21 protein-coding genes are annotated in these 21,044 nt (G+C 73.9%); 12 read left to right on the forward strand and 9 right to left on the reverse strand.

Annotated features, from left to right (window positions below):
* Positions 1-900, reverse strand: a 900-nt coding sequence (gene eccB / locus ACW0Q9_RS16765) for a type VII secretion protein EccB (protein WP_456182310.1), incomplete at its 3' end; no start/stop codon positions are given.
* A gap of 150 nt (positions 901-1,050) precedes the next feature.
* Between eccB and ACW0Q9_RS16770 the strand changes: the two genes are divergently transcribed.
* The 5 genes from ACW0Q9_RS16770 (at position 1,051) to ACW0Q9_RS16790 (ending at position 4,963) form a co-directional block, all read left to right on the forward strand.
* The gene (locus tag ACW0Q9_RS16770) at positions 1,051-1,320 is read left to right on the forward strand and encodes a metal-sensitive transcriptional regulator (protein ID WP_456182341.1); all 270 of its coding nucleotides are present in this window, start codon (positions 1,051-1,053) and stop codon (positions 1,318-1,320) included.
* A gap of 125 nt (positions 1,321-1,445) precedes the next feature.
* Positions 1,446-2,846, forward strand: a complete 1,401-nt coding sequence (locus ACW0Q9_RS16775) for a rhodanese-like domain-containing protein (RefSeq protein ID WP_456182312.1) — start codon at positions 1,446-1,448, stop codon at positions 2,844-2,846.
* 92 nt (positions 2,847-2,938) lie between these two features.
* Positions 2,939-3,526 (forward strand): rhodanese-like domain-containing protein, encoded by a 588-nt coding sequence (locus tag ACW0Q9_RS16780; protein WP_456182314.1) that lies wholly within the window; start codon positions 2,939-2,941, stop codon positions 3,524-3,526.
* Positions 3,526-4,416: a sulfite exporter TauE/SafE family protein gene (locus tag ACW0Q9_RS16785; protein WP_456182343.1), complete on the forward strand. Its 891-nt coding sequence runs from the start codon at positions 3,526-3,528 to the stop codon at positions 4,414-4,416. Before ACW0Q9_RS16780 ends, ACW0Q9_RS16785 begins: the two co-directional genes overlap by 1 nt.
* The gene (locus ACW0Q9_RS16790) at positions 4,355-4,963 is read left to right on the forward strand and encodes a class I SAM-dependent methyltransferase (protein WP_456182316.1); all 609 of its coding nucleotides are present in this window, start codon (positions 4,355-4,357) and stop codon (positions 4,961-4,963) included. The genes ACW0Q9_RS16785 and ACW0Q9_RS16790 overlap by 62 nt, the downstream gene beginning before the upstream one ends.
* A 12-nt stretch (positions 4,964-4,975) precedes the next feature.
* On the opposite strand, the gene ACW0Q9_RS16795 is transcribed toward ACW0Q9_RS16790, so the two are convergent.
* The gene (locus ACW0Q9_RS16795) at positions 4,976-5,980 is read right to left on the reverse strand and encodes a zinc-binding dehydrogenase (RefSeq protein WP_456182344.1); all 1,005 of its coding nucleotides are present in this window, start codon (positions 5,978-5,980) and stop codon (positions 4,976-4,978) included.
* Positions 5,981-6,179: 199 nt separating this feature from the next.
* On the opposite strand from ACW0Q9_RS16795, the gene ACW0Q9_RS16800 reads away from it, so the two are divergent.
* The 3 genes from ACW0Q9_RS16800 to ACW0Q9_RS16810 all read left to right on the forward strand — a co-directional run bounded on the left by ACW0Q9_RS16800 (position 6,180) and on the right by ACW0Q9_RS16810 (position 8,952).
* Positions 6,180-6,908, forward strand: coding sequence for a spermidine synthase (locus tag ACW0Q9_RS16800; RefSeq protein WP_456182318.1), 729 nt, complete (start codon positions 6,180-6,182; stop codon positions 6,906-6,908).
* Positions 6,909-6,977: 69 nt separating this feature from the next.
* The gene (locus ACW0Q9_RS16805; protein WP_456182320.1) at positions 6,978-7,154 is read left to right on the forward strand and encodes a hypothetical protein; all 177 of its coding nucleotides are present in this window, start codon (positions 6,978-6,980) and stop codon (positions 7,152-7,154) included.
* A 118-nt stretch (positions 7,155-7,272) separates the two neighbouring features.
* On the forward strand, positions 7,273-8,952 hold the full coding sequence (locus tag ACW0Q9_RS16810; RefSeq protein WP_456182322.1) for a long-chain-fatty-acid--CoA ligase: 1,680 nt from the start codon (positions 7,273-7,275) through the stop codon (positions 8,950-8,952).
* Positions 8,953-9,017: 65 nt separating this feature from the next.
* Here ACW0Q9_RS16810 and ACW0Q9_RS16815 read toward each other — a convergent pair whose 3' ends face one another.
* The gene (locus tag ACW0Q9_RS16815) at positions 9,018-9,503 is read right to left on the reverse strand and encodes a carboxymuconolactone decarboxylase family protein (RefSeq protein ID WP_456182324.1); all 486 of its coding nucleotides are present in this window, start codon (positions 9,501-9,503) and stop codon (positions 9,018-9,020) included.
* 212 nt (positions 9,504-9,715) lie between these two features.
* Between ACW0Q9_RS16815 and ACW0Q9_RS16820 the strand changes: the two genes are divergently transcribed.
* Entirely contained in the window at positions 9,716-10,612 is an 897-nt protein-coding gene (locus ACW0Q9_RS16820; protein WP_456182346.1) for an RNA polymerase sigma-70 factor, read from the forward strand.
* A 26-nt stretch (positions 10,613-10,638) separates the two neighbouring features.
* On the opposite strand, the gene ACW0Q9_RS16825 is transcribed toward ACW0Q9_RS16820, so the two are convergent.
* Entirely contained in the window at positions 10,639-10,932 is a 294-nt protein-coding gene (locus tag ACW0Q9_RS16825; RefSeq protein ID WP_456182326.1) for a hypothetical protein, read from the reverse strand.
* Between the two features lie 187 nt (positions 10,933-11,119).
* Between ACW0Q9_RS16825 and ACW0Q9_RS16830 the strand changes: the two genes are divergently transcribed.
* Positions 11,120-11,782, forward strand: a complete 663-nt coding sequence (locus tag ACW0Q9_RS16830; protein WP_456182328.1) for a class I SAM-dependent methyltransferase — start codon at positions 11,120-11,122, stop codon at positions 11,780-11,782.
* Between the two features lie 46 nt (positions 11,783-11,828).
* Here the strand turns inward: ACW0Q9_RS16830 and ACW0Q9_RS16835 are convergent, their stop codons facing one another.
* From ACW0Q9_RS16835 to ACW0Q9_RS16845, 3 genes are all read right to left on the reverse strand, one after another.
* A complete protein-coding gene (locus ACW0Q9_RS16835) occupies positions 11,829-13,646 on the reverse strand; it encodes an acyl-CoA dehydrogenase (RefSeq protein WP_456182330.1) in 1,818 nt (605 codons plus the stop codon).
* A gap of 23 nt (positions 13,647-13,669) precedes the next feature.
* Complete coding sequence (locus tag ACW0Q9_RS16840) at positions 13,670-14,671, reverse strand: ATP-binding protein (RefSeq protein WP_456182331.1); 1,002 nt, start codon at positions 14,669-14,671, stop codon at positions 13,670-13,672.
* A gap of 503 nt (positions 14,672-15,174) precedes the next feature.
* Positions 15,175-16,347 carry an alanine--tRNA ligase-related protein gene (locus ACW0Q9_RS16845; RefSeq protein ID WP_456182333.1) on the reverse strand — a complete coding sequence of 391 codons (1,173 nt, stop codon included), beginning with the start codon at positions 16,345-16,347 and terminating at the stop codon, positions 15,175-15,177.
* Between the two features lie 416 nt (positions 16,348-16,763).
* On the opposite strand from ACW0Q9_RS16845, the gene ACW0Q9_RS16850 reads away from it, so the two are divergent.
* Positions 16,764-17,447: an esterase/lipase family protein gene (locus ACW0Q9_RS16850; RefSeq protein ID WP_456182334.1), complete on the forward strand. Its 684-nt coding sequence runs from the start codon at positions 16,764-16,766 to the stop codon at positions 17,445-17,447.
* Between the two features lie 60 nt (positions 17,448-17,507).
* Here the strand turns inward: ACW0Q9_RS16850 and ACW0Q9_RS16855 are convergent, their stop codons facing one another.
* Positions 17,508-18,650, reverse strand: a complete 1,143-nt coding sequence (locus tag ACW0Q9_RS16855; RefSeq protein WP_456182336.1) for a fatty acid desaturase family protein — start codon at positions 18,648-18,650, stop codon at positions 17,508-17,510.
* A 16-nt stretch (positions 18,651-18,666) separates the two neighbouring features.
* Positions 18,667-19,758: a ferredoxin reductase gene (locus tag ACW0Q9_RS16860; protein ID WP_456182338.1), complete on the reverse strand. Its 1,092-nt coding sequence runs from the start codon at positions 19,756-19,758 to the stop codon at positions 18,667-18,669.
* An 83-nt stretch (positions 19,759-19,841) separates the two neighbouring features.
* On the opposite strand from ACW0Q9_RS16860, the gene ACW0Q9_RS16865 reads away from it, so the two are divergent.
* Positions 19,842-21,044, forward strand: a 1,203-nt coding sequence (locus ACW0Q9_RS16865) for a PucR family transcriptional regulator (protein ID WP_456182340.1), incomplete at its 3' end; no start/stop codon positions are given.

Genomic DNA, 21,044 nt, shown 5'->3' on the forward strand with positions numbered 1-21,044 from the left:
GTCGCCCTGGGCGGTGCGGGCGAGCAGCAGGGCGGCCTGCAGCTCGGTGATGCCGGCCAGGCCGGTCCGCCCGGCCACCGCGTACTGCCGGCCGCCGCCGGAGTTGCGGACCAGGTAGACGTCGCCGACCGTGGCGCCGGTGATCCGCTCGGAGGGCTCGCCGAGGTCGCGCAGCGGGGGCGGCGCCAGGTCGGCGCCGGCCGGCACGGTGTTGAGCAGCGCCGGGGCCACCGGCACCGCCCGTTCCCGGGTGGTGGCCAGCGCGGCGAGCACCCGGTCGGTGTCGCGGAGCAGGTAGCGCCGCTCGTGCCAGAGCAGGTGCAGGCTGCCGTCCGGGTGGCGCAGCAGCAGGCCCTGGTCGCCGAGAGGCCGGCCGCCGGTGGCGTCCCGCCCGATCAGCAGCGCCGAACGGGCCTGGGTCCGGCCCGCCTCGTCGGCGGTGACCGAGCAGACCGTCCACGCCCCGCCGGCGAGCCGCCCCGGCGCCGGCAGCGAGTCGGGTGCGTCGGCGATGCCGAGCGGCAGGCCGCGCGGCACCCCGTCGATGGAGCGGCGGGAGACCAGCACCGTCTTCGGCCGCTCGGCCCCGATGACCAGCAGCGCCGAGGCGTAGTTGAGCACCGGGTGCAGCTTCTCCTCGCGGTAGACGAACCGCGCCCCGGACTCCTTCTCCACGATCACCGCGCCCGCGTCGCGCCAGGCGCTGCCACCGCCGGCGAACAGGCCGTAGAGGGCGACCCCGCCGAGCGCGATCACCGCGACCAGCACGCTGGCCAGGCCGGCACCGGCCAGCCGGCGGAACGGTGACTGCGCGGGGTCGGTCTCCCGCATCACCAGCGCGGCGACCGCCCGCTGGACGGTGAACTGGTAGGAGTGGAGCTGGTCCTGCCGGGACGGCATCGGATCCCTTCCGAGAACGATCGTCGACGCACAGGATAAGCGCTCCGTCGATGTCCCGCGGACCCTCCGTGTCCGCATCATCCCCGTCGCGCCCGGACCAGGTGGCGGGACGGGTACCCCCGGGGGTATGTTGGCCTCAGGAGGTGCATGGTGAAACTTCGACCCGAGATGACCGCCGACGCCCTGACCCGGCTCAAGCGGGCCCGCGGCCAGCTCAACGCCGTCATCGAGATGATCGAGGACGGCGAGGACTGCCGGGCCGCGCTGACCCAGCTGGCCGCCGTCTCCAAGGCGATCGACCGGGCCGGCTTCAAGCTCATCGCCTCCGGCATGCGGCACTGCGGCACCGCCCGCGACCGGGGCGAGGAGCCGGAGATGACCGAGGAGGAGCTGGAGAAGCTCTTCCTCGCCCTGGCCTGACCGAACACATCGCCGCCCGCGCGGCCTGATCGTCGCGCGGGCGGGTACTTCACGCCCGTACCCGGGCGGACGTCTGTCTCCCATATACCCCCGGGGGTATGTAGGCAAGGAAAGGAGCACCACGCATGGCACTGGACGTGACCGTGATCGCGACGTCCTCGCTCGGCGACCGCAGCTACCTGGCCTCGGACGGCCGGGTGGCGATCGTGGTCGACCCGCAACGCGACATCGACCGGATCCTGTACCTCGCGGGAGCCACGGGCGTGCGGATCACCCATGTGGTCGAGACGCACCTCCACAACGACTACGTCTCCGGCGGCCTGGACCTCGCCCGGATCACCGGCGCCCGGTATCTGATGGCTGCCGCCGACGAGGTCGGCTTCGACCGGATCCCGGTCACCGACGGCGACACGGTGCCCGTCTCCGACACCCTGCGGCTGCGCGTGGTCGCCACCCCCGGTCACACCTTCCACCACCTGTCGTACGTCCTCGACGAGGCCGCCGACGGCGGCTGGCAGCCGGCGGGCGTCTTCACCGGCGGGTCGCTGCTGTTCGGCACGACCGGACGCACCGACCTGCTCGGCCACGAGCACGCCCACGACCTGGCCCACCACCAGCACGCCTCGGCGCGGCGGCTGGCCGACCTGCTGCCCGACGGGGCCCAGGTGTGGCCCACGCACGGCTTCGGCAGCTTCTGCTCGGCCAGCCAGGCCGACGCCCCCGACTCGACCATCGGGCGGGAGAAGCAGGCGAACGAGGTGCTGCGGCTGGCCGCGGACGAGTTCGTCACCCGGACCCTCGCCGGCCTGGACGCGTACCCGGCGTACTACGCCCACATGGGCGTGGCGAACCAGGCCGGGCCCACGCCGCTGGACCTCACCCCGGTCACCCGGGCCGACGCCGCCCAGCTCCGCGACCGGATCGCCGCCGGCGAGTGGGTGGTGGACCTGCGGCACCGCAAGGCGTACGCGGCGTCGCACCTGGTCGGCACGGTCAGTCTCGGGCTGGACGGCCCGATGTCGACCTGGCTGGGTTGGCTGATCGAGTGGGGCACGCCGATCACACTGCTCGCCGAGACGCCGGAGCAGGTCGCGGACGCCCAGCGGGAACTGGTCCGGATCGGCATCGACCGACCGGCCGCCCAGGCCACCGGAGCGGCCGAACGGTGGACCACCGGGCCCGGGCAGCTCCGCGAGCTGCGGATGGCCGACTTCCCGGCCCTCGCCGCGGCCCGTAGCGGGAACACCCCGGACGGCCTGCCCGCTCCGGACGTCGTCCTCGACGTGCGGATGACCAACGAGTGGCGCGCCGGCCACGTCGACGGCGCCGTCCACATCCCGCTGCCCGACCTGCCCCAGCGGCTCGCCGACGTGCCGGCCGGCACCGTCTGGGTGCACTGCGGCTCCGGCTACCGCGCCACCGCCGCGGCGTCGCTGCTGGCCAACGCCGGCCGCGAGGTCGTCGTCATCGACGACAGGTTCGACCGGGCCGAGGTGGCGGGCGTCGCCATGGCCGACAACGCCTGACCCGGATCCGAGTCCCGGCCGGCGCCACCGCGCGCCGGCCGGCGTCCCACCCTGCCCGCCCACCACGGCGCGTCATCCCTGAACGAGGAGAAATGAGCACTGCCGAGACCGGCCGCCCGGCCACCCTGGACGCCACCACGCTGCGGGAACTGATCGCCTCCGGGCGTTGCCCCCGGCTGCTCGACGTGCGCACCCCGGCCGAGTTCGGGACCGTGCACATCCCCGGCGCCTACAACGTCCCCCTGGATCTGCTCAAGGAGCACCGCGAGGAACTGCGTAACCACCTGGACGAGGACGTGGTGCTGATCTGCCGCTCGGGCGTCCGCGCCACCCAGGCCGGGCAGGCGCTCGCCGGGGTCGGGCTGCCGAACCTGAAGGTCCTCGACGGCGGCATGCTCGCCTGGCAGGCCGCGAACTCGCCGGTCGAGCAGGGCGCCGCCCGCTGGGACCTGGAGCGGCAGGTCCGCCTGGTCGCCGGTTCCATCGTGCTGGCCAGCATCCTCGGCTCGGTGCTCGTGCCGGGCCTGAAGTGGGTCGCCGGGTTCATCGGCGCCGGCCTCACCGTCGCCGCGCTGACCAACACCTGCGCCATGGGCATGCTGCTCGCCAAGCTGCCGTACAACCGGGGCGGCAGCTGCGACCTGGACACCGTCGTCCGCCAGCTGCGGGAGACCCGGTGATGCTCCTGCTGACCCTCGGGCTGGCCGTCCTCATCGGGGTCTCCCTCGGCCTGCTCGGCGGCGGCGGGTCGATCCTCGCCGTGCCGCTGCTGGTCTACGTGGCCGGCCTCCCGGCCAAGGAGGCCATCGCCACCTCCCTGCTCGTGGTCGCCGTGACCAGCGCGGTCGGGGTGTTGCCGCACGCCCGGGCCCACCGGGTGCGCTGGCGCACCGGCCTGGTCTTCGGCGTGGCCGGAATGACGGGCGCCTACGCCGGCGGCCGGGGCGCCGCGTTCGTCCCGGCGTGGATCCTGCTCACCGGGTTCGCCGTCATGATGCTGGCCACCGCGATCGCCATGGTGCGGGGCCGGCGCGCCACCGGGGACCGGCCGGTGCCGCACGAGCTGCCGGTGTTCCGGGTGGTCCTGGAGGGGATCGTGGTCGGCCTGGTCACCGGACTGGTCGGCGCGGGCGGCGGCTTCCTCGTGGTGCCCGCCCTGGCCCTGCTCGGCGGCCTGCCGATGCCGGTCGCCGTCGGCACCTCCCTGGTGGTCATCGCGATGAAGTCCTTCGCCGGCCTGGCCGGATACCTGTCCAGCGTCCAGCTCGACTGGGGGCTGGCCGGCGCGGTCACCGCCGCGGCGGTGCTCGGCAGCCTGGCCGGAGGGCGGCTGGCCGGTCGGCTGCCGGCGGACCTGCTGCGCCGGGCGTTCGGCTGGTTCGTCGTGGTGATGGGCGTCTTCGTCCTCGCCCGGCAGTTGCCCCCGTTCGCGGGACTCGCCGTGGGAGCGCTTGCCGCAGCCGGTACGGTCACCATGGTGGTGTGGGGCCGCCGGAGGAGGGGACACAGTGGACAGCAGCGCCTGGGACGCCCGGTACGCGAACACGCCGGGTCTGGTGTGGAGCGCTGACCCCAACCGCTTCGTGGTCGAGTCGGTCACCGGCCTCACCCCCGGAGCCGCCCTGGACCTCGCCGCCGGCGAGGGACGCAACGCCGTCTGGCTGGCCGAGCAGGGCTGGCGGGTCACCGCGGTGGACTTCTCACCGGTCGCCGTCGCCCGGGGCCGCGAGCTGGCCGCCGGCCGGGGCGTCCCGGTCGAGTGGCGGGTCGCCGACGTCACCGCGTACCGGCCCGTGCCGGGCAGCTACGACCTGGTGCTGATCAGCTACCTGCACCTGCCCGCCGACGACCTCGCGGGAGTGCTGGCCGCGGCCCGGCAGGCGCTGCGCCCCGGCGGCAGCGTCGTGGTGGTCGGCCACGACCTGGCGAACCTGGGCGGCGGCACCGGCGGGCCGCAGGACCCGGCCGTCCTGCTCACCCCCGAGGCCGTGGTCGACGGGCTGGCCGGGCTGCACATCCGGCGCGCCGAGACGGCCCGCCGCCCGGTGCCCACCACCGACGGCGGCACGGTCGACGCCCTCGACACCGTCGTCGTGGCCACCCGGCCCGCCGACTGACGACCGCGCGGCTCAGGGCCGCAGGATCAGCCGGATGGGGTCGCCCTCCTTGTCGTGCACCCGGCGCACCGCCTCGGGCGCGTCCGCCAGCGGCAGCACGTCGCTGACCGACGCGGACAGGTCGAGCCGGCCCAGCCCGGTCAGCGTCACCAGCTGCCCGACGTGTTCGGCCTCGGAGCCGTAGTGGCCGAGCACCGCCTGGCGGTTGTAGCTGAACCGGCTGTCCGACGGAATGCTGATCGGCTGGTTGGCGATGCCGGCGAGCACCAGCCGGCCGTGTCGGCCGAGCACGGTCAGGGCCTGCTCCCGGACGGCGTTGACGCCGGCGAAGTCGAATGCCACGTCGAGCCCCCGGGTGCCGACCAGTTCGAGCACGGCGTCCTTGAAGCCGCCGTCCGCCGGGTCGATGGCCAGGTCCGCGCCGAGGGCGAGCGCCCGGTCCCGGGCCGCCGGAAGCGGGTCCACGGCGATCACCGGGGCCGCGCCGACCAGCAGCAGCAACTGCACCGCGTGCGCGCCGAGACCACCGACACCCCACACCGCGACCGCCTCGGCCGGCCGGACCCGGGCGGTCTCGGTCACCGCCGCCCACGGCGTGGACACCGCGTCGGGAATGATGCAGGCCTCCTCGAACGACAGCAGGTCCGGGACCGGCACCAGGGTGTCCTCGCGGGCCACGGCGTATTCGGCCCAGCCGCCGTCGTAGTCGACGCCGCGGGTGAGCACGAGGCCGAACCGGTCCCGCTCCCCCGCCTGGAGCAGCACCCGCTGGCCCGGTTGCCAGCCCGTCACCCCGTCTCCGAGCGCGTCCACCGTGCCCGCGACCTCGTGGCCGAGGGTCACCACGTCCCCACCGAGGTACAGCGGGGTCAGGGTGCCGTCGATCAGGTGCACGTCCGAGAGGCACACCCCCGCCGCGGCCACCCGGATCCGCACCTGCCCGCGCCCCGGCTCGGGCACCGGCACCGATTCCATCCGCAGCGCACGCTCGGCCACGTGCAGCCGTCCGGCCAGCATCTCCGCCACGCTCGCTCCCCTCTCCGACGTACTCGACCGGCGACGGCTCCAGGTCGGTGCGCGTTGGACCGCGCCGAGCCGGAGTCGTCGTCGGCGTACCCGTCGCCGCCCCACCGATGCGGCCGGCGCGGAAAAACGGCCGCGCCGCCCATAACCCCGGGCCACCGGACGACCGGCCGGTAGCATCCGGTCACAACCGGTGGAGAGGACGCCCGTGGTCGCACGCTTCGAGGAACTGGCCTGGCGGGAGACGCCGATCGGCGAGATCAGTCTGCGCCGGCGCCGCGACCCGTCGCTCGACGTCGACGTCTACGAGGTGAAGCTCGACGACGAGTTCCTGATGTCCAGCCTCTTCCCGGTCGCGGAGATCGAACTCGCCCGGCTCGGGCTGGCCCCGGTGACCGGCGAGGCCCTGGACGTGGTGGTGGGCGGGCTCGGCCTGGGCTACACCGCGCGGACCGCGCTGGAGGATCCCCGGGTGCGCTCGCTGCTGGTGGTCGAGGCGATCGAGGACGTGATCGACTGGCACCGCCGGGAGCTGCTTCCGTTCGCCGCCGGGCTGGCCGCGGACCCGCGGACCCGGTTCGTCCGGGCGGACTTCTTCGCGGCGGTAGCGGACGGCGCCGGGTTCGATCCGGAGGCGCCGGGGCGGCGGTTCCACGCGGTGCTGCTGGACGTGGACCACTCCCCCCGGCAGGTGCTGCACCCCAGCCACGCCGACTTCTACACCGTGGCGGGGCTGCGCCGGCTCGCCGCGCTGCTGCACCCGGAGGGGGTGTTCGCGCTCTGGTCGAACGACCCGCCCGACCCCGCGTTCCAGCGGACGCTGACCGAGGTGTTCCCGACCTCGGTGGCGCACGTCGTCCGCTTCCCCAACCCGTTGCAGGGCCGGGAGGCCGCGAACACCGTGTACGTGGCCCGGCACTGACGCGCCGGCAGGCATGGCGGGAGCCGGAGCGGGAAAGCGGGCGGCCCACCGTACTCCCGGGAGGGTGCCATGCGGACCTTGCTCTGGATCGTCGGCGTCGTGGCCGGCGTGCTCATCCTGCTCGGGTTGCTGCTGGAGGCGGTCCGTTGGCTGATCATCATCGGCCTGGTCGCGCTGGTCGTGGTCGTCGTCCTGGGTGTCATGAAGACCCGGCGGGTGCTGCACCGGCCCGCCGGCCGACGCTGAATCCTCCGGTCGCGGCCACCCCGCACCGTGTGACGAACTCAGCAAGTTACGCCCACGTAAGTTACCGGGCGGTTAAGTTAGGCTGAGGGCCGTCATCCGGCAGCGAGGAGAGACGGCGATGGACGCGACCGTGGAGCGGCCCTGGACGCGCAGCTACGCCCCCGGCGTACCGGCCGAGATCGCGGAGCCGGCCGGCTCGCTGGTGGACCTGCTCACCGACGCCGCCCGCCGCTACGGCCCCCGGGTCGCCCTGGACTTCTACGGCGCCACCACCACCTACGCCGGCCTGGCGGACCAGGTCGCCCGCGCGGCCGAGGCGCTGCGCCGGCTCGGCGTCGGCCCCGGCGACCGGGTGGCGCTGGTGCTGCCGAACTGCCCGCAGCACGTGGTCGCCTTCTACGCGGTGCTGCGCCTCGGCGCGGTGGTGGTCGAGCACAACCCGCTCTACACCGCCGACGAGCTGGCCCACCAGCTCACCGACCACGGCGCCCGGGTGGCGGTGGTGTGGGACAGGGTGGCGCCGCTGGTCGCCGGGCGGGGCGCGGTCGAGACGGTGGTGGCCGTCGACCTGACCGGGGCGCTGCCGCGGCTCAAGCGCTGGGCACTGCGGCTGCCGCTGCCCAAGGTGCGCGCCGCCCGCGCCGCGATGACCGCCCCGGCCCCCGGCGCGCTCTCCTGGTCGGCGCTGGTGACGGGCGCCGCGCTGCTGGCCGCCGACCACCCCGCGCCCCGGCCCGGGGACACCGCGCTGCTCCAGTACACCGGCGGCACCACCGGCGTCCCGAAGGGCGCCGTCCTGACCCACCGCAACCTGCGGGCCAACGCCGCGCAGGGCCGGGCCTGGGTGCCGGGCCTGCGCGACGGCGCGGAGACCGTGTACGCCGTGCTGCCGCTGTTCCACGCCTACGGGCTCACCCTCTGCCTAACCTTCGCCGTGAGCATCGGGGCCACCCTGGTGCTCTTTCCCCGCTTCGATCTCGACCAGGTGCTCGACGCGGCGCGCCGCCGCCCGCCGACCTTCCTGCCCGCCGTCCCGCCGATCTACGCGCGGCTCGCCACCGCCGCCCGGGAACGCGGCGTCGACCTCACCTCCGTCCGGTACGCCATCTCCGGCGCGATGGCGCTCCCGCCGGTCACCGTGCAGCTGTGGGAGTCGGTGACCGGCGGCCTGCTCGTCGAGGGCTACGGGATGACCGAGACCTCCCCCATCACCCTGGGCAACCCGGTGGCGCCGACCCGCCGGCCGGGCACGGTCGGGGTGCCGTTCCCCTCCACCGAGGTACGCCTCGTCGACCCGGAGGACCCGACCCGGGACCGCGCCCCGGGCGAGGCCGGCGAGCTGCTGGTCCGCGGCCCGCAGGTGTTCGCCGGCTACTGGAACCGTCCGGAGGAGACGGCCCGGGTGCTGCTGCCCGACGGCTGGCTGCGCACCGGGGACGTGGTCACCATGGACGCCGACGGCTTCGTCACGGTGGTCGACCGGATCAAGGAGCTGATCATCACGGGTGGGTTCAACGTCTACCCGTCGGAGGTGGAGGAGGCGTTGTGCCGGATCCCCGGCGTCCGCGAGGCCGCCGTGGTCGGCCTGCCCACCGGGGACGGTGAGGAGGTGGTGGCCGCCGTCGTGCTGGACCCGGCCGTGGGCGCCGACCCGGAGTCGGTCCGCGCGGCCTGCCGGCAGCACCTCGCCGGCTACAAGGTGCCCCGCCGGGTGGTGGTGGTCGACGACCTGCCCCGCTCGCAGATCGGCAAGATCCTCCGCCGCGAGGTCCGCGACCGGCTGCTCGCCGAGCGCTGATCGGCGGCGTCGGCGGGCCCGGCCCGGAGCGGAGGGTTCCCCACCGGGCCCGGCCCGCCTGACGGTCAGCTCGACATGCTGGCGAACATGCCGGCCTCGTAGGAGCCGCCCTTCTGGTGCACGATCACGGCGAGCCGGTTTGCCGCGTTGATCAGGGCGACCAGGCAGACCAGCGCGGCGATCTGGTCGTCGTCGTAGTGCTTCCGCACCTGGGCCCAGGTCTCGTCGGACACGCCCTCGTGGGCGTCGGCGAGCCGGGTGCCCTCCTCGGCGAGGGCCAGCGCGGCCTGCTCGGCCTCGGTGAACACGGTGGACTCGCGCCAGGCGGCGACCAGGTTGAGCCGGACCGCGGTCTCCCCGGCGGCCGCGGCCTCCTTGGTGTGCATGTCGATGCACCAGCCGCAGCCGTTGATCTGGCTGGCCCGCAGCGACACCAGCTCCTGCGTGGACTTCGGCAGCGGCGACTGGTGGAGCACCAGGCCGGCGTTGGCGAACCGCTTGGTGAACTTGGCGGCGACCTCGTTCTCGAACAGGTTGAATCGGGCGTCCATGACGTCGTCCTCTCTCGGTGTAGCGCCGGACGAACACGAGATGCCGGCGACCCGGTCCCCGTGACAGCACGGCCGCGTGACGCACGCCACTACCGTCTCGGTGTCACAGAACGGCGGGACTCGGCATCTGGTGGGGTGACGCAGTCGAGAGCGAGGAGGAGATCCGCATGGCCGGCACGTCGCGGAACACGCCCGAGGATCCCGGCGAGGGCATGAACCAGGACGACCGCATGGACTCCGCCACCCAGGCGTTCCTCGCCCACCGCAACCTGCTGTTCACCGTCGCCTACGAGATGCTCGGCTCGGCCGCCGACGCGGAGGACGTCCTTCAGGAGACCTGGTTGCGGTGGGTGGGCGTCGAGCTCGACACGGTGCGGGACCAGCGGGCGTACCTGGTCCGGATCGCCACCCGCCAGGCCCTCGCCCGGCTGCGTACGCTGGGCCGCCGCCGGGAGTCCTACGTCGGCTCGTGGCTGCCCGAACCGCTGCTGACCACGCCCGACGTGGCCGAGGACGTCGAGTTGGCCGACAGCGTCTCGATGGCGATGCTGCTGGTGCTGGAGACGCTCGCGCCGACCGAGCGGGCGGTGTTCGTGCTGCGTGAGGTGTTCGACCTGGCCTACGAGGAGATCGCCGAAGCCGTCGACAAGAGCCCGGCCGCGGTCCGTCAGATCGCGCACCGGGCACGGGCCCACGTCGCGGCGCGCCGCCCGCGCGGTGTCGTGTCCCAGGCCGAGACCCGGGATGCGCTCCAGGCGTTCCAGCGGGCGGCCGAGACGGGCGATCTGCAGAGCCTGCTCGACATCCTCGCGCCGGACGTCGTCCTCCTGGGCGACGGCGGCGGAATCAAGCAGGCGGTCCCGCGGCCCGTCGTGGGGGCCGACAAGGTGGCCCGCCTGCTCGTCGCCGGGCTGGGCCGGGTCGCCGGCACGATGTCGCTGCGGCCGGCACAGGTCAACGGCTACCCGGCGCTGATCTTCCGGCAGGACGACGAGATCGACACCGTCGTGGCGGTACGCATCGACGACGGCCTCATCACCGGGCTCTACGCCGTCCGCAACCCGGAGAAGCTGTCGCACATGGGGCGGGAGACGACCCTGCGCCGCTGAGTCGGTGGCCCGCGGAGCCGAGCCGCTCAGCCCAGACCGCGGTGCGCGGCCCACAGCGCACCGGCGCGGCCGGCGGCCCGGTCGACCAGGGCCGTCAGCTCGGGCCGGTCGGGCACGGGGAACGAGACGTAGGTGCCGCGGCCGCCGCCGGTCGGTCGGCCGTAGGCCTTCGCCGCGAGGCGGCCGTCCGGGAGGAGCCGGACGTTGAGGGTGGTCAGGGTGAACTCCTCACCGCGCCGGGTGTCGGTCCAGCGGAGCTCCTCGGGGATCGTGACGTTGATCGCCAGGGCGCTCACGTCGAGGGGTACGTCGCCGCTCATGGACGCATGGTCCCACGCGAGCCGGCGCCCGCCGGAGGCGGATCTCGGCCCTCCCCTCGATTTGCCGAACCAGCAAGAAAGTTTGTCGGCATCGGGGAGTGGTGAGGACGCTGGTGGGCATGCACGTCAACCAGTCCCACGACCTGAACGCCGCGCCCGCCGCGGAGCACCGGAAGGAAGCCGCCTCATGAGTGGACCCGGACACCACCACACCGAGGAGGAGGCGGCCGCCCTGTTCGAGCCGCCGGGCTGGGACGAGCGGTACGCCGGCGAGGAGAAGATCTGGAGCGGTAACCCCAATCCGCAGCTCGTCGCCGAGGTGTCCGGGCTGGCCCCGGGCACGGCGCTCGATGTCGGCTGCGGCGAGGGCGGCGACGTGATCTGGCTGGCCCGCCAGGGCTGGACGGTGACCGGCGCCGACTTCTCCGCCAACGGCCTGGCCCGCGCCGCCCGGCACGCCGAGGAGGCCGGGGTCGCCGACCGCACCGACTGGTGGCAGGTCGACGCCCGGACCTTCGCGGCCGGCGGCCGGTCCTACGACCTGGTCACCAGCCACTTCCTGCACCCGCCGGACGGCGGGATGGTGGAGGTGACCCGCCGGCTGGCCGACGCCGTCGCGCCCGGCGGGCACCTGCTCGTCGTCGGCCACGCGCCGCACGAGGCGTTCACCCACCTGACCGCGAGCCACCGCCGGGCCATGTTCGTCGCCGAGGACCTGCTGCCCGGGCTGCCGGACGACTTCGAGCCCCTCGTGGTGGAGCAGCGGCCGCGGACCGTGACCCGCGACGGCGTGACGGTCGACATCCACGACTCCACGCTGCTCGCCCGTCGCAGGTCACCGGCCGGCTGATCGAGCACGGCGCGGCCCGCCGCCGGACCGGCGGCGGGCCGCGCCGTCAGAACCAGGTCTCCCGCGCGTCCAGGGTGGTGCGGTCCAGGCTCTCCAGCAGGTCGAACTGCGGGCCGGTGCGGGGCAGCTCGTAGCGGAAGAAGTACCGGGCGGCCTGCCGCTTGCCGGCGAGGAAGTCGGCGTCCGGGCCGTCCGGGCTGCCCAGCGCCTCGACGGCGAGCAGCTGCTCCAGCCACATCCAGGCGATCACCACGTGCCCGACCGCCTCCAGGTAGACGCTGGCGTTGGCCAGGGCCAGCTCGGGGTCGCCGGCGCCGTGCAGCCGCCGGGTGACCACGGCGATCCGGTCGACCGCCGCGCCGAGGCGGCCGGCCAGCTCGGCCGCCTCGCCCTCGGTCTTCCAGGCCCGGGTGACGGTGGCCCGGATGGTCTCCAGCAGCAGCTCCAGCCCGGCGCCGCCGCGCATGGTGACCTTGCGGCCGAGGAGGTCGAGCGCCTGGATGCCGTGGGTGCCCTCGTGGATCGGGTTGAGCCGGTTGTCCCGCCAGTGCTGCTCGACGTCGTAGTCGCGGGTGTAGCCGTAGCCGCCGTGCACCTGGATGGCCAGGTCGTTGGCGGCCAGGCACCACTGCGACGGCCAGCTCTTGGCGATCGGGGTGAGCAGGTCCAGCAGCAGGTGCGCGCGGCTGCGGTCGGCCTCGGCCGGGGCGGTCTTCTCCTCGTCGAGCAGCCGCCCGCAGTAGAGGATCAGGGCGAGCGCGCCCTCCACGTAGCTCTTCTGCGCCAGCAGCATCCGGCGTACGTCGGCGTGCGCCACGATCGGCACCTGTGGTGCGGTGGGGTCCTTGTCGGCGGCGGGCCGGCCCTGCGGACGCTGCCGGGCGTACGCCACGGACTTCAGGTAGCCGGTGTAGCCGAGCGCGGTGGCGCCGGCGCCCACCCCGATGCGCGCCTCGTTCATCATGTGGAACATCTGCGCCAGCCCCTGGTGCGGCTCCCCCACCAGGTAGCCGACCGCCCCGGGCCGCCCGTACGGGCGGTGCACGCCCTCGCCGAAGTTGAGCAGCGTGTTGGTGGTGCCCCGGTAGCCGAGCTTGTGGTTGAGGCCGACCAGCACCACGTCGTTGCGCGGGCCGGGCGCGCCGTCGGCGTCGAGGAGCACCTTCGGCACGATGAACAGCGAGATGCCCTTCACCCCGGGCGGCCCGCCGGGGATCCGGGCGAGCACGAGGTGGACGATGTTCTCGGCCAGGTCGTGCTCCCCGCCGGAGATCCACATCTTGGTGCCGACCAGCCGGTACGTCCCGTCGTCCTGCGGCTCGGCCCGGGTGGTGATGTCCGCGAGGGAGCTGCCGGCCTGCGGCTCGGAGAGGCACATGGTGCCGAAGAAGCGCCCCTGCACCATGGGCCGGACCCAGGTGTCGATCTGTTCGGCGCTGCCGTGGGCGAGCAGCAGGTTGGCGTTGCCGAGGGTGAGGAAGGGGTAGGCGGCGGTGGCCACGTTGGCGGCCTGGAACCAGGCGAAGCAGGCGGCGGCCACGGCGTGCGGCAACTGCATGCCGCCGACCGACTCGTCCAAGCTGGCGGCCAGCAGGCCGGTCCGGGCGAACACCTCCAGGGCGGCCTTGACCTGCGGGATGGTCCGGACCCGCTGCCCGTCGAAGGTCGGTTCGCTCGCGTCGGCGGCCCGGTTGTGCGGGGCGAACTGCTCGGCGGCGACCTGCGCGGCGAGGTCCAGCACCGCGTCGATGGTCTCCCGCGAGTGCTCGGCGTAGCGGGGCCGCTCGGTGAGCCGGCCGACGTCCAGCCAGTCGTGGAGCAGGAACGCCAGATCGCGACGCGACAGCAGGGTGGACGACGACACGGGACTCCTTCCGTCGACCGTCGTCAGCCGCGGCGCAGCCCGGCGACGGCCTCTCGGAGGTCATCCTGACTGATCGGGGCGGGCGGCGCACCCTCCGTCGCCTCCCGGAGCGCCTTGGCGAGTTGCACCCGGCGCAGCACCTCCCGCAGGTCTGCCCCGGTGAGCCCGGGGGTGGCGGCGGCCAGCCCGGCCGGGTCGACGTCGGCGGCGAACATCCGGAAGCCGGGCCGCTCGTGCCGGTCGATCAGCTCCCGGATCATCTTGGCGAGGATCTCGGCGCGGCCGGCCTCGTCCGGCGCCGGGATGGCGATCTTGAGATCGAACCGGCCGGAGCGGGTCAGCGAGGCGTCCACCCGCTGCGGGAAGTTGGTGGTGGCCACCACGATGACGTCCGGGTTCTCCTCGAACAGGGTGTTCATCTCCTGCTTGAAGATGCCGGCGACCGCGTTGACCGCCTGGCTGGCCGCGTCGCCGCCGGCGCCGGCGTAGCTGATGATGCTGTCGAACTCGTCGAAGAGCATGACCGTGGGCCGCCGGTAGCGGCGCGCCTCCCGGAAGATCCGCTTGATGTTGCGCTCGGAGCCGCCGAGGAACTTGTCGAGGATCTCCGGGGTGCGGATCTCCACGAAGTCCGCGCCGATCTCGTTGGCCAGGGCCCGGGCCAGCATGGTCTTGCCGGTGCCCGGCGGCCCGTACAGCAGGATGCCCTGCGGCCGGCGCGCGCCCCAGCGGGCCATCGCCCCCGGGTGCCGGAACGACACCGCCACCTCGCGGAACCGGGCGACCACCTCGGCCAGGCCGCCGACCTGGTCGAGGGTCACCGCCGCGCTGCGCGGCACCGCCGCGGCCGCGCGGTGCCCCACGGAGTACGACCGGCCGCGCAGCAGCGTCGGCTCCGGGGTGTCGCCGGCCAGCTCCCGGACGGCCTGGAGCACCACGCCGAGCACGGCGGTCAGGTGGGCCGGCGTCACCTCGGCGCTGGGCACCTCGGCGCGCACCCGCACCGTCCCGGCGTCGTGGCTCACCTCCGGCCGGGTCGCGGGGCGGCTCGGCGACCGCGGTCCCGGCGGGTCGCAGCCCGAGCCGGCGGCCGGCCTCGGCCGCCACCCGGCCGACGGTGGCGGCCGGCCCCTCGCCGCCCCTCGCGGCGAGCCGCTGCGCGAGCAGCAGCCCGACCGGTCCGGCCAGGCCCAGGGCGAGCAGGCCGGCGGCGGGCAGCGGGGCGTCCGCCCGCAGGTACGCCTCGAAGCGGTGCACCGGCCGCCCGTCCCGGCTGTCGGCGCGCACGGTGCAGCGCACCTCCCGCACGGGCGCGGGGAAGTCACCGCCGGCCAGCAGCTCCACCGGCCCGTCCTGGGCGGCGGCGAGCAGCGCCGCGGCGTCGGTGACGGTCACCCGGGCGCCGAGCAGCGTCACCGTGTCCACGTCCGGCCGGACCTCGTACCCCGTCATGCGACCACATCCCTCGCTGCGGCGGTCTCCGCTGCCGAGTCTGACACCGGGTGACCGCGGCGGCCACCGGCGCCGCTCAGCCCGCTTCGGCGAGCAGTCCGTCGACCAGGTCCCGGGGCAGCCCGTGGGTGTCGTGCAGCCAGTGGTAGTCGCGTTCGGTCAGCGGCCCGCGCCCGCGGACCCGGTCGACAAGCGGCCGGCCCCGGTCCAGCAGGCCGCGGAACCGCCGCTCCTCGTCCAGCAGCACGTCGCGCAGCGGGCCGACCTCCCCGTGCTGCCGGAACCGGCGCAGCGTGTCGCGGTACGCGTCGAGCGGCAGGTCGGACAGGCCGCGCGCCGGGTCGTCCCGCCACAGCACGGTGAGCGCCCGCCGGACCAGCCGGCGCAGCACGTAGCCGCGGCCGGTGTTCCCGGGGCGTACCCCGTCGCCGAGGACGACCACCGCGGAGCGCAGGTGGTCCGCCACCACCCGCAGGTCCTCGCCGCGCAGGTCCCACCGGTCGCGGACCGCGCCCACCCACGGGGTCAGGCCCGCGCCCTCGAAGACCGACCGGCCGCCGCGCAGCACCATCTCCAGGCGCTCCAGGCCCATCCCGGTGTCGATGCTGGACATCGGCAGCGGCGTCAACCGGCCGTCGGGGTGCCGGTGGTGGCGCATCTGGACGTGGTTCCAGACCTCCATCCACCGCTCGTCGGTGCCCGGGGTACCGACCGGCGGGCCGTCCCCGGTCCACACGAAGATCTCCGAGTCGGGCCCGCACGGGCCGGTCGGGCCGTTGGACCACCAGTTCTCCGCGCCGTTCGACTCGACCGGCACGCCGAGCCCGGTCCAGGTGACGAGCGCGGTCTCGTCCGGTCCGACCTGGTCGTCGCCGCCGAAGACGGTGGCGTGCAGCCGCCCCGGGTCGATGCCGAAGCCCTCGGTGAGCAGGTCGTAGCCCCAGTGGAGGCTGGTCGCGATGTCGTAGTCGCCGAGCGACCAGGAGCCGAGCATCTCGAAGACGGTCAGGTGGGTCCGGTCACCGACCTCGTCCAGGTCGGTGGTGCGCAGGCACCGCTGCACGTTGACCAGCCGCCGGCCGCCGGGGTGCGGGCGCCCCAGCAGGTACGGGGTGAGCGGGTGCATGCCGGAGGTGGTGAAGAGCACCGGGTCGCCGGGTGGCGGGACCAGCGAGCTCTCGGGCGCGTCCCGGTGACCCCGGCGGCGGTAGTGGTCGACGAAGGTGCGGACGATCTGGTCGGGTGTCATGGCACGGGCCTTCCGGGATGGGACGACCGGACGGTCCGCCGCGCGGGCGGTGGCGTGACACGACGACGCCGGCGGACCGTTTCCGGTCGCCGGCGGGAATTGGGCAGGTCAGGCGGCGGCAACCGGCGAGCGGGAAGCTCGCGCGGCCGCGGCGGTGGTGCTGCGCCTGAGGTCCATGCGTATGACGGTAGCCGGTCGGCGCGTCATCGGCCACCGGAATACCCGGCCCTTCAGCTCGCTGAATCGACGTATTGACATGTGAAGGCAACTCGTCGGTAACATTCCGGCACCTCGGACGGCCCGGGCCACCCCCGAACCCGGGCCGATCCCCCACCGAGGCGCCGAACAGGCACGTGGACGGCTCGTGGGCGGACCCGCGCGGGTCCCGCCCGTCACCCCCGGAAGGAACCGCCCCCGTGAAAACGCTGATGTCCCGTGCCCTGCTGACCCTCGCCGTCGCCGTGGCGACGCTGGTCGGGCTCCCCTCCCCGGCCCACGCGGGCACCTGGACGCCGTCGAGCAACCCGGTCCTCTTCGTGCACGGTTGGAACAGCAGCGCCTCGACCTGGAACACCATGATCGGCCGGTTCCAGGGCGACGGCTGGCCGTCGAGCCACCTGCGGGCCTTTTCGTACGACACCAGCAGGTCCAACGCCACCACCGCCCAGGTGGTGGCCCAGGAGGTCGACAGGCTGCTCGCCGCGACCGGGGCGTCGAAGGTCGACATCGTCACCCACTCGATGGGCGCGCTCTCCTCGCGCTACTACCTGAAGTACCTGGCCAGCAGCGGGAAGGTGGACCGCTGGGTGTCCCTCGGCGGTCCCAACCACGGCACCGGTTCGGCGAACTCCTGCTACAGCACCGCCTGCGTGGAGATGCGGGTCGGCTCGACCTTCCTGGCCGACCTCAACGCCGGCGACGAGACGCCGGGCGCCTTCGGCTACGGCACCTGGCGCTCCCCGTGCGACGGCGTGATCAACCCGGTGGACAGCACCGTCCTGGCCGGCGCGACCAACACCCGGACCGCCTGCGTCTTCCACACGAACCTGCAGAACGACGCCACCATCTACGGGCAGGTACGCGACTTCGTCAACGCCTGAGAGCGAGCCCGCCGGTCCGGTGCGCCGGGCCGGCGGGCGCCTGCCATGCTCCGGTCCCGATCAGGCCGTGCCGGAGGAGACCAGCGGGGCCGGGGCCACCGGCTGCCGGCGGTCGGAGCGCCGGTTCGGCAGCGACAGCCGGATCACCTTCCACCAGGCGGAGGCGACCTGCTTCGGCAGCGGGCCGGTGGTGTACTTCAGCCCGTACCTGTCGAACAGGGCCCGGACCTGCGGGGCGATCTCCTGGTAGCGGTTGCTCGGCAGGTCGGGGAAGAGGTGGTGCTCGATCTGGAACGACAGGTTGCCGGTCATGATGTGCAGCAGCCGGGGGCCGCTGATGTTGGCCGAGCCGAGCATCTGCCGCAGGTACCACTCGCCGCGGGTCTCGCCGTCGATGGAGGTCTTCTCGAAGGTCTCGACGCCGTTCGGGAAGTGCCCGCACATGATCACCGAGTGGCTCCACAGGTTGCGGATCAGGTTCGCGGTGAACGTGGCGGCGAGCGTGGACAGGAACGACGGGCCGGACAGCAGCGGGTGCAGCACGTAGTCCTTGAGCACCTGACGGCGGATCTTGCGGCCGACCGCCTTGGCGCGCTCCCGGAACGCCGGGTCCTTGTGCCGGCCGTTCTTGAGGTTGTTCCCCAGCTCCAGGTCGTACGCGGCGATGCCGTACTCGAAGAAGCAGGCGTTGACGAAGTTGTAGAACGGCTGGCCCAGGTACATGGGGTGCCACGGCTGGTCCTCGTCGACCCGCATGATGCCGTACCCGAGGTCGTTGTCCTTGCCGAGGACGTTGGTGTACCGGTGGTGCAGCTCGTTGTGCGAGTGCTTCCACTGCTCGGGCGGGGAGACGTGGTCCCAGTCCCAGGTGGTGGAGTGGATCTTCGGGTCGCGCATCCAGTCCCACTGCCCGTGCAGGACGTTGTGCCCGATCTCCATGTTGTCGAGGATCTTGGCGACCGCGAGGCCGGCCGTGCCGACGATCCAGGCCGGCGGGAAGAGCGAGAAGAGCAGCACCGCCCGGCTGCTCAGCTCCAGCGTCCGCTGGGTCTTGATCACCTTGCGGATGTAGCGGGCGTCCCGCTCGCCCCGATCGGCGATCACCCGATCCCGGATCGCGTCCAGCTCCTTGCCGATGATCTCGATGTCCGCGGCGGTGAGGTGGGCGATCGGGTTGTCGGCCTTCTTCTGGATCACGGTCACGTCGGGTGGCCTCCTGTCAGAGTTCGATGTCGCAGGTACCGGCGGCCGCCGACACACAGGTCTGGATGAGCACGCCGTCCCCGGGGACGGCGGTGGTGAGATCGCCGTTGCGCAGGTCGCGCACCGCGCCCTCGCGGAGCGGGACGACGCAGCCGAAGCAGATCCCCATCCGGCAGCCGGACGGCATCAGCACGCCGGCCTCCTCGCCGGCGTCGAGGATCGGCGTGGCCCCGTCCGCCTCGACGGTCACGCCGGCCCCGGTGAACGTCACGGTGCCGCCCTCCCCTGGCGAAATCACGGTGGGCCGGAACCGCTCGGTGTGCAGCCGGTCGGCGAGCCCGTGTGACTCCCAGTACCCCTCGACGGCGTCGAGCATGCCGATCGGCCCGCAGGCCCAGGTCTGCCGGTCGAGGTGGTCGGGCACCAGGTCGGCCAGCTCGTCGACCCCGAGCAGCCCGTCGGTGTCGGTGTGCCGCTCGATCAGCCGCAGCGCGCCGGCCTCGGCGAGCGCCCGCAGCTCCGGGCCGAAGATGACGTCGTCCCGGGCCGGCGCCGAGTGCACCAGCACCACGTCGGCCCGGTCCGGGAGGCCGGCACGCAGCATCGCCATGACCGGGGTGATGCCGCTGCCCGCGGTGAGGAAGAGGACCCGGCCGGGGGTGGACGCGGGCACCACGAAGTCGCCCTGCGCCTGGTCGAGCTGGACGATCGTGCCGGGCCGGACCCGGCGGACCAGGTGGTTGCTGACCTTGCCGTCCGGGATCGCCTTCACGGTGACGGTGATCCGGCCGTCCGCGGCGCCGGGCACCGAGGTGACCGAGTACGCCCGCCACTGGCGGACCCCGTCGACGTCGACGCCGAGACGCACGTACTGTCCGGGCAGGTGCCCCTGCCAGGCGCGGCCCGGCTGGATGACCACGGTCGCGGCGTCCCGGGTCTCCGGGCGGACGGCGACGATCCGGCCGCGCAGCGGGGCGCCGGCGCGCAGCGGCGCCACGAGGTCGAGGTAGTCGCCCGGCAGCAGCGGGGTGGTGACCGCGCCGGCCAGCCGCAGCAATCTGTCCCGGAAGGTGGCCTTCTGGGGGTGGCGGTGGGCAGTTGTGGTCATATCACCAGGGTGACTGCGTGATCGCATAACATCTTGACCGGCAAAGGTGAAACAGTCGTAGGTTTTTGTTCGGGGTGAACAAGATGTCCGACGAGTCCGGGACGAACTATCGCGCCGCCCATCTCGAACTCGACGCGGGGGTGGCGGCCCAACTGCGCGCCGGGCTGCCCGTGGTGGCGGAGCGGACGGTCAGCGCCATCACGGCCGAGGTTCCCGACTACTCCGGCGCGCTCACCGGCACCATGCGGGAGAAGATCGAGAACGCGGTGCGCATCGCGCTGGGCACGTTCCTCCAGCTCATCGAGGGGGCGCAGCGGGCCGACCCGAGCACCCCGCTGGCCCCGGCGCTGGAGGCCGCGTACGCGCTCGGCAGCGGCGAGGCCCGCTCCGGGCGGAGCATGGACGCGCTGCTGGCCGCGTACCGGGTGGGGGCGCGGGTGGCCTGGCGGGAGGTCTCCGCCACCACGGTGCGCAGCGGGCTGGCCGCCGAGACGGTGGCCGAATTCGCCGAGCTGATGTTCGCCTACATCGACGAGCTCTCCGCGGCCAGCGTGGCCGGGCACGCCGACGAGCTGGCCAGCGCCGGCCGGGCCCGCCGCCGCAACATGGAACGGCTCACCCAGCAACTGCTCGCCGGAGAGCCCGAGGAAACCCTGCGACGCAGCGCCGAACGGGCCGACTGGCCGCTGCCGCAGACGCTCACCGTCGTCCTCCTGCCCCGCCGCAACCTGCGCGCGGTGCTCGCCCTGCTCGGCCCGCACACCCTGGAGAGCGGCGAGGACCTGCCCGGCATGGACCCGGCGGAGGAACTGGCCGTCCTGCTGGTGCCCGACACCCACGGCGCTCGCCGCCGTCAGCTCACCCGGCTGCTGCACGGGCACCGGGCGGTGCTCGGGCCGGCCCGGCCGTGGCACCGGGTCGCCGCCTCGTACCAGCGGGCGACGCGGGCGCTCGCCCTCGGCCTCGGCGAACCGGACGCCGGACCGGTCGACACCGAGCAGCACCTGGCCGAACTACTGCTCAGCATGGACCCGGAGGCCCTGGCCGACCTGCGGGCCCAGGCCCTCGCGCCGCTCGCCGGCCTGCCCGCGGCCACCGCACACCGGCTCGCCGAGACGCTGCGCTCCTGGCTGTTGCACCAGGGCCGCCGCGACGACGTGGCGGCCGACCTGTTCGTCCACCCCCAGACCGTCCGCTACCGGATGGGCAAGCTCCGCGAGCTGTACGGCGACCGCCTCCACGAACCGGCCACGGTGCTGGCCCTCACCATCGCCCTGGCCGTCCCG

The organism is Micromonospora sp. I033, assembly GCF_053890995.1.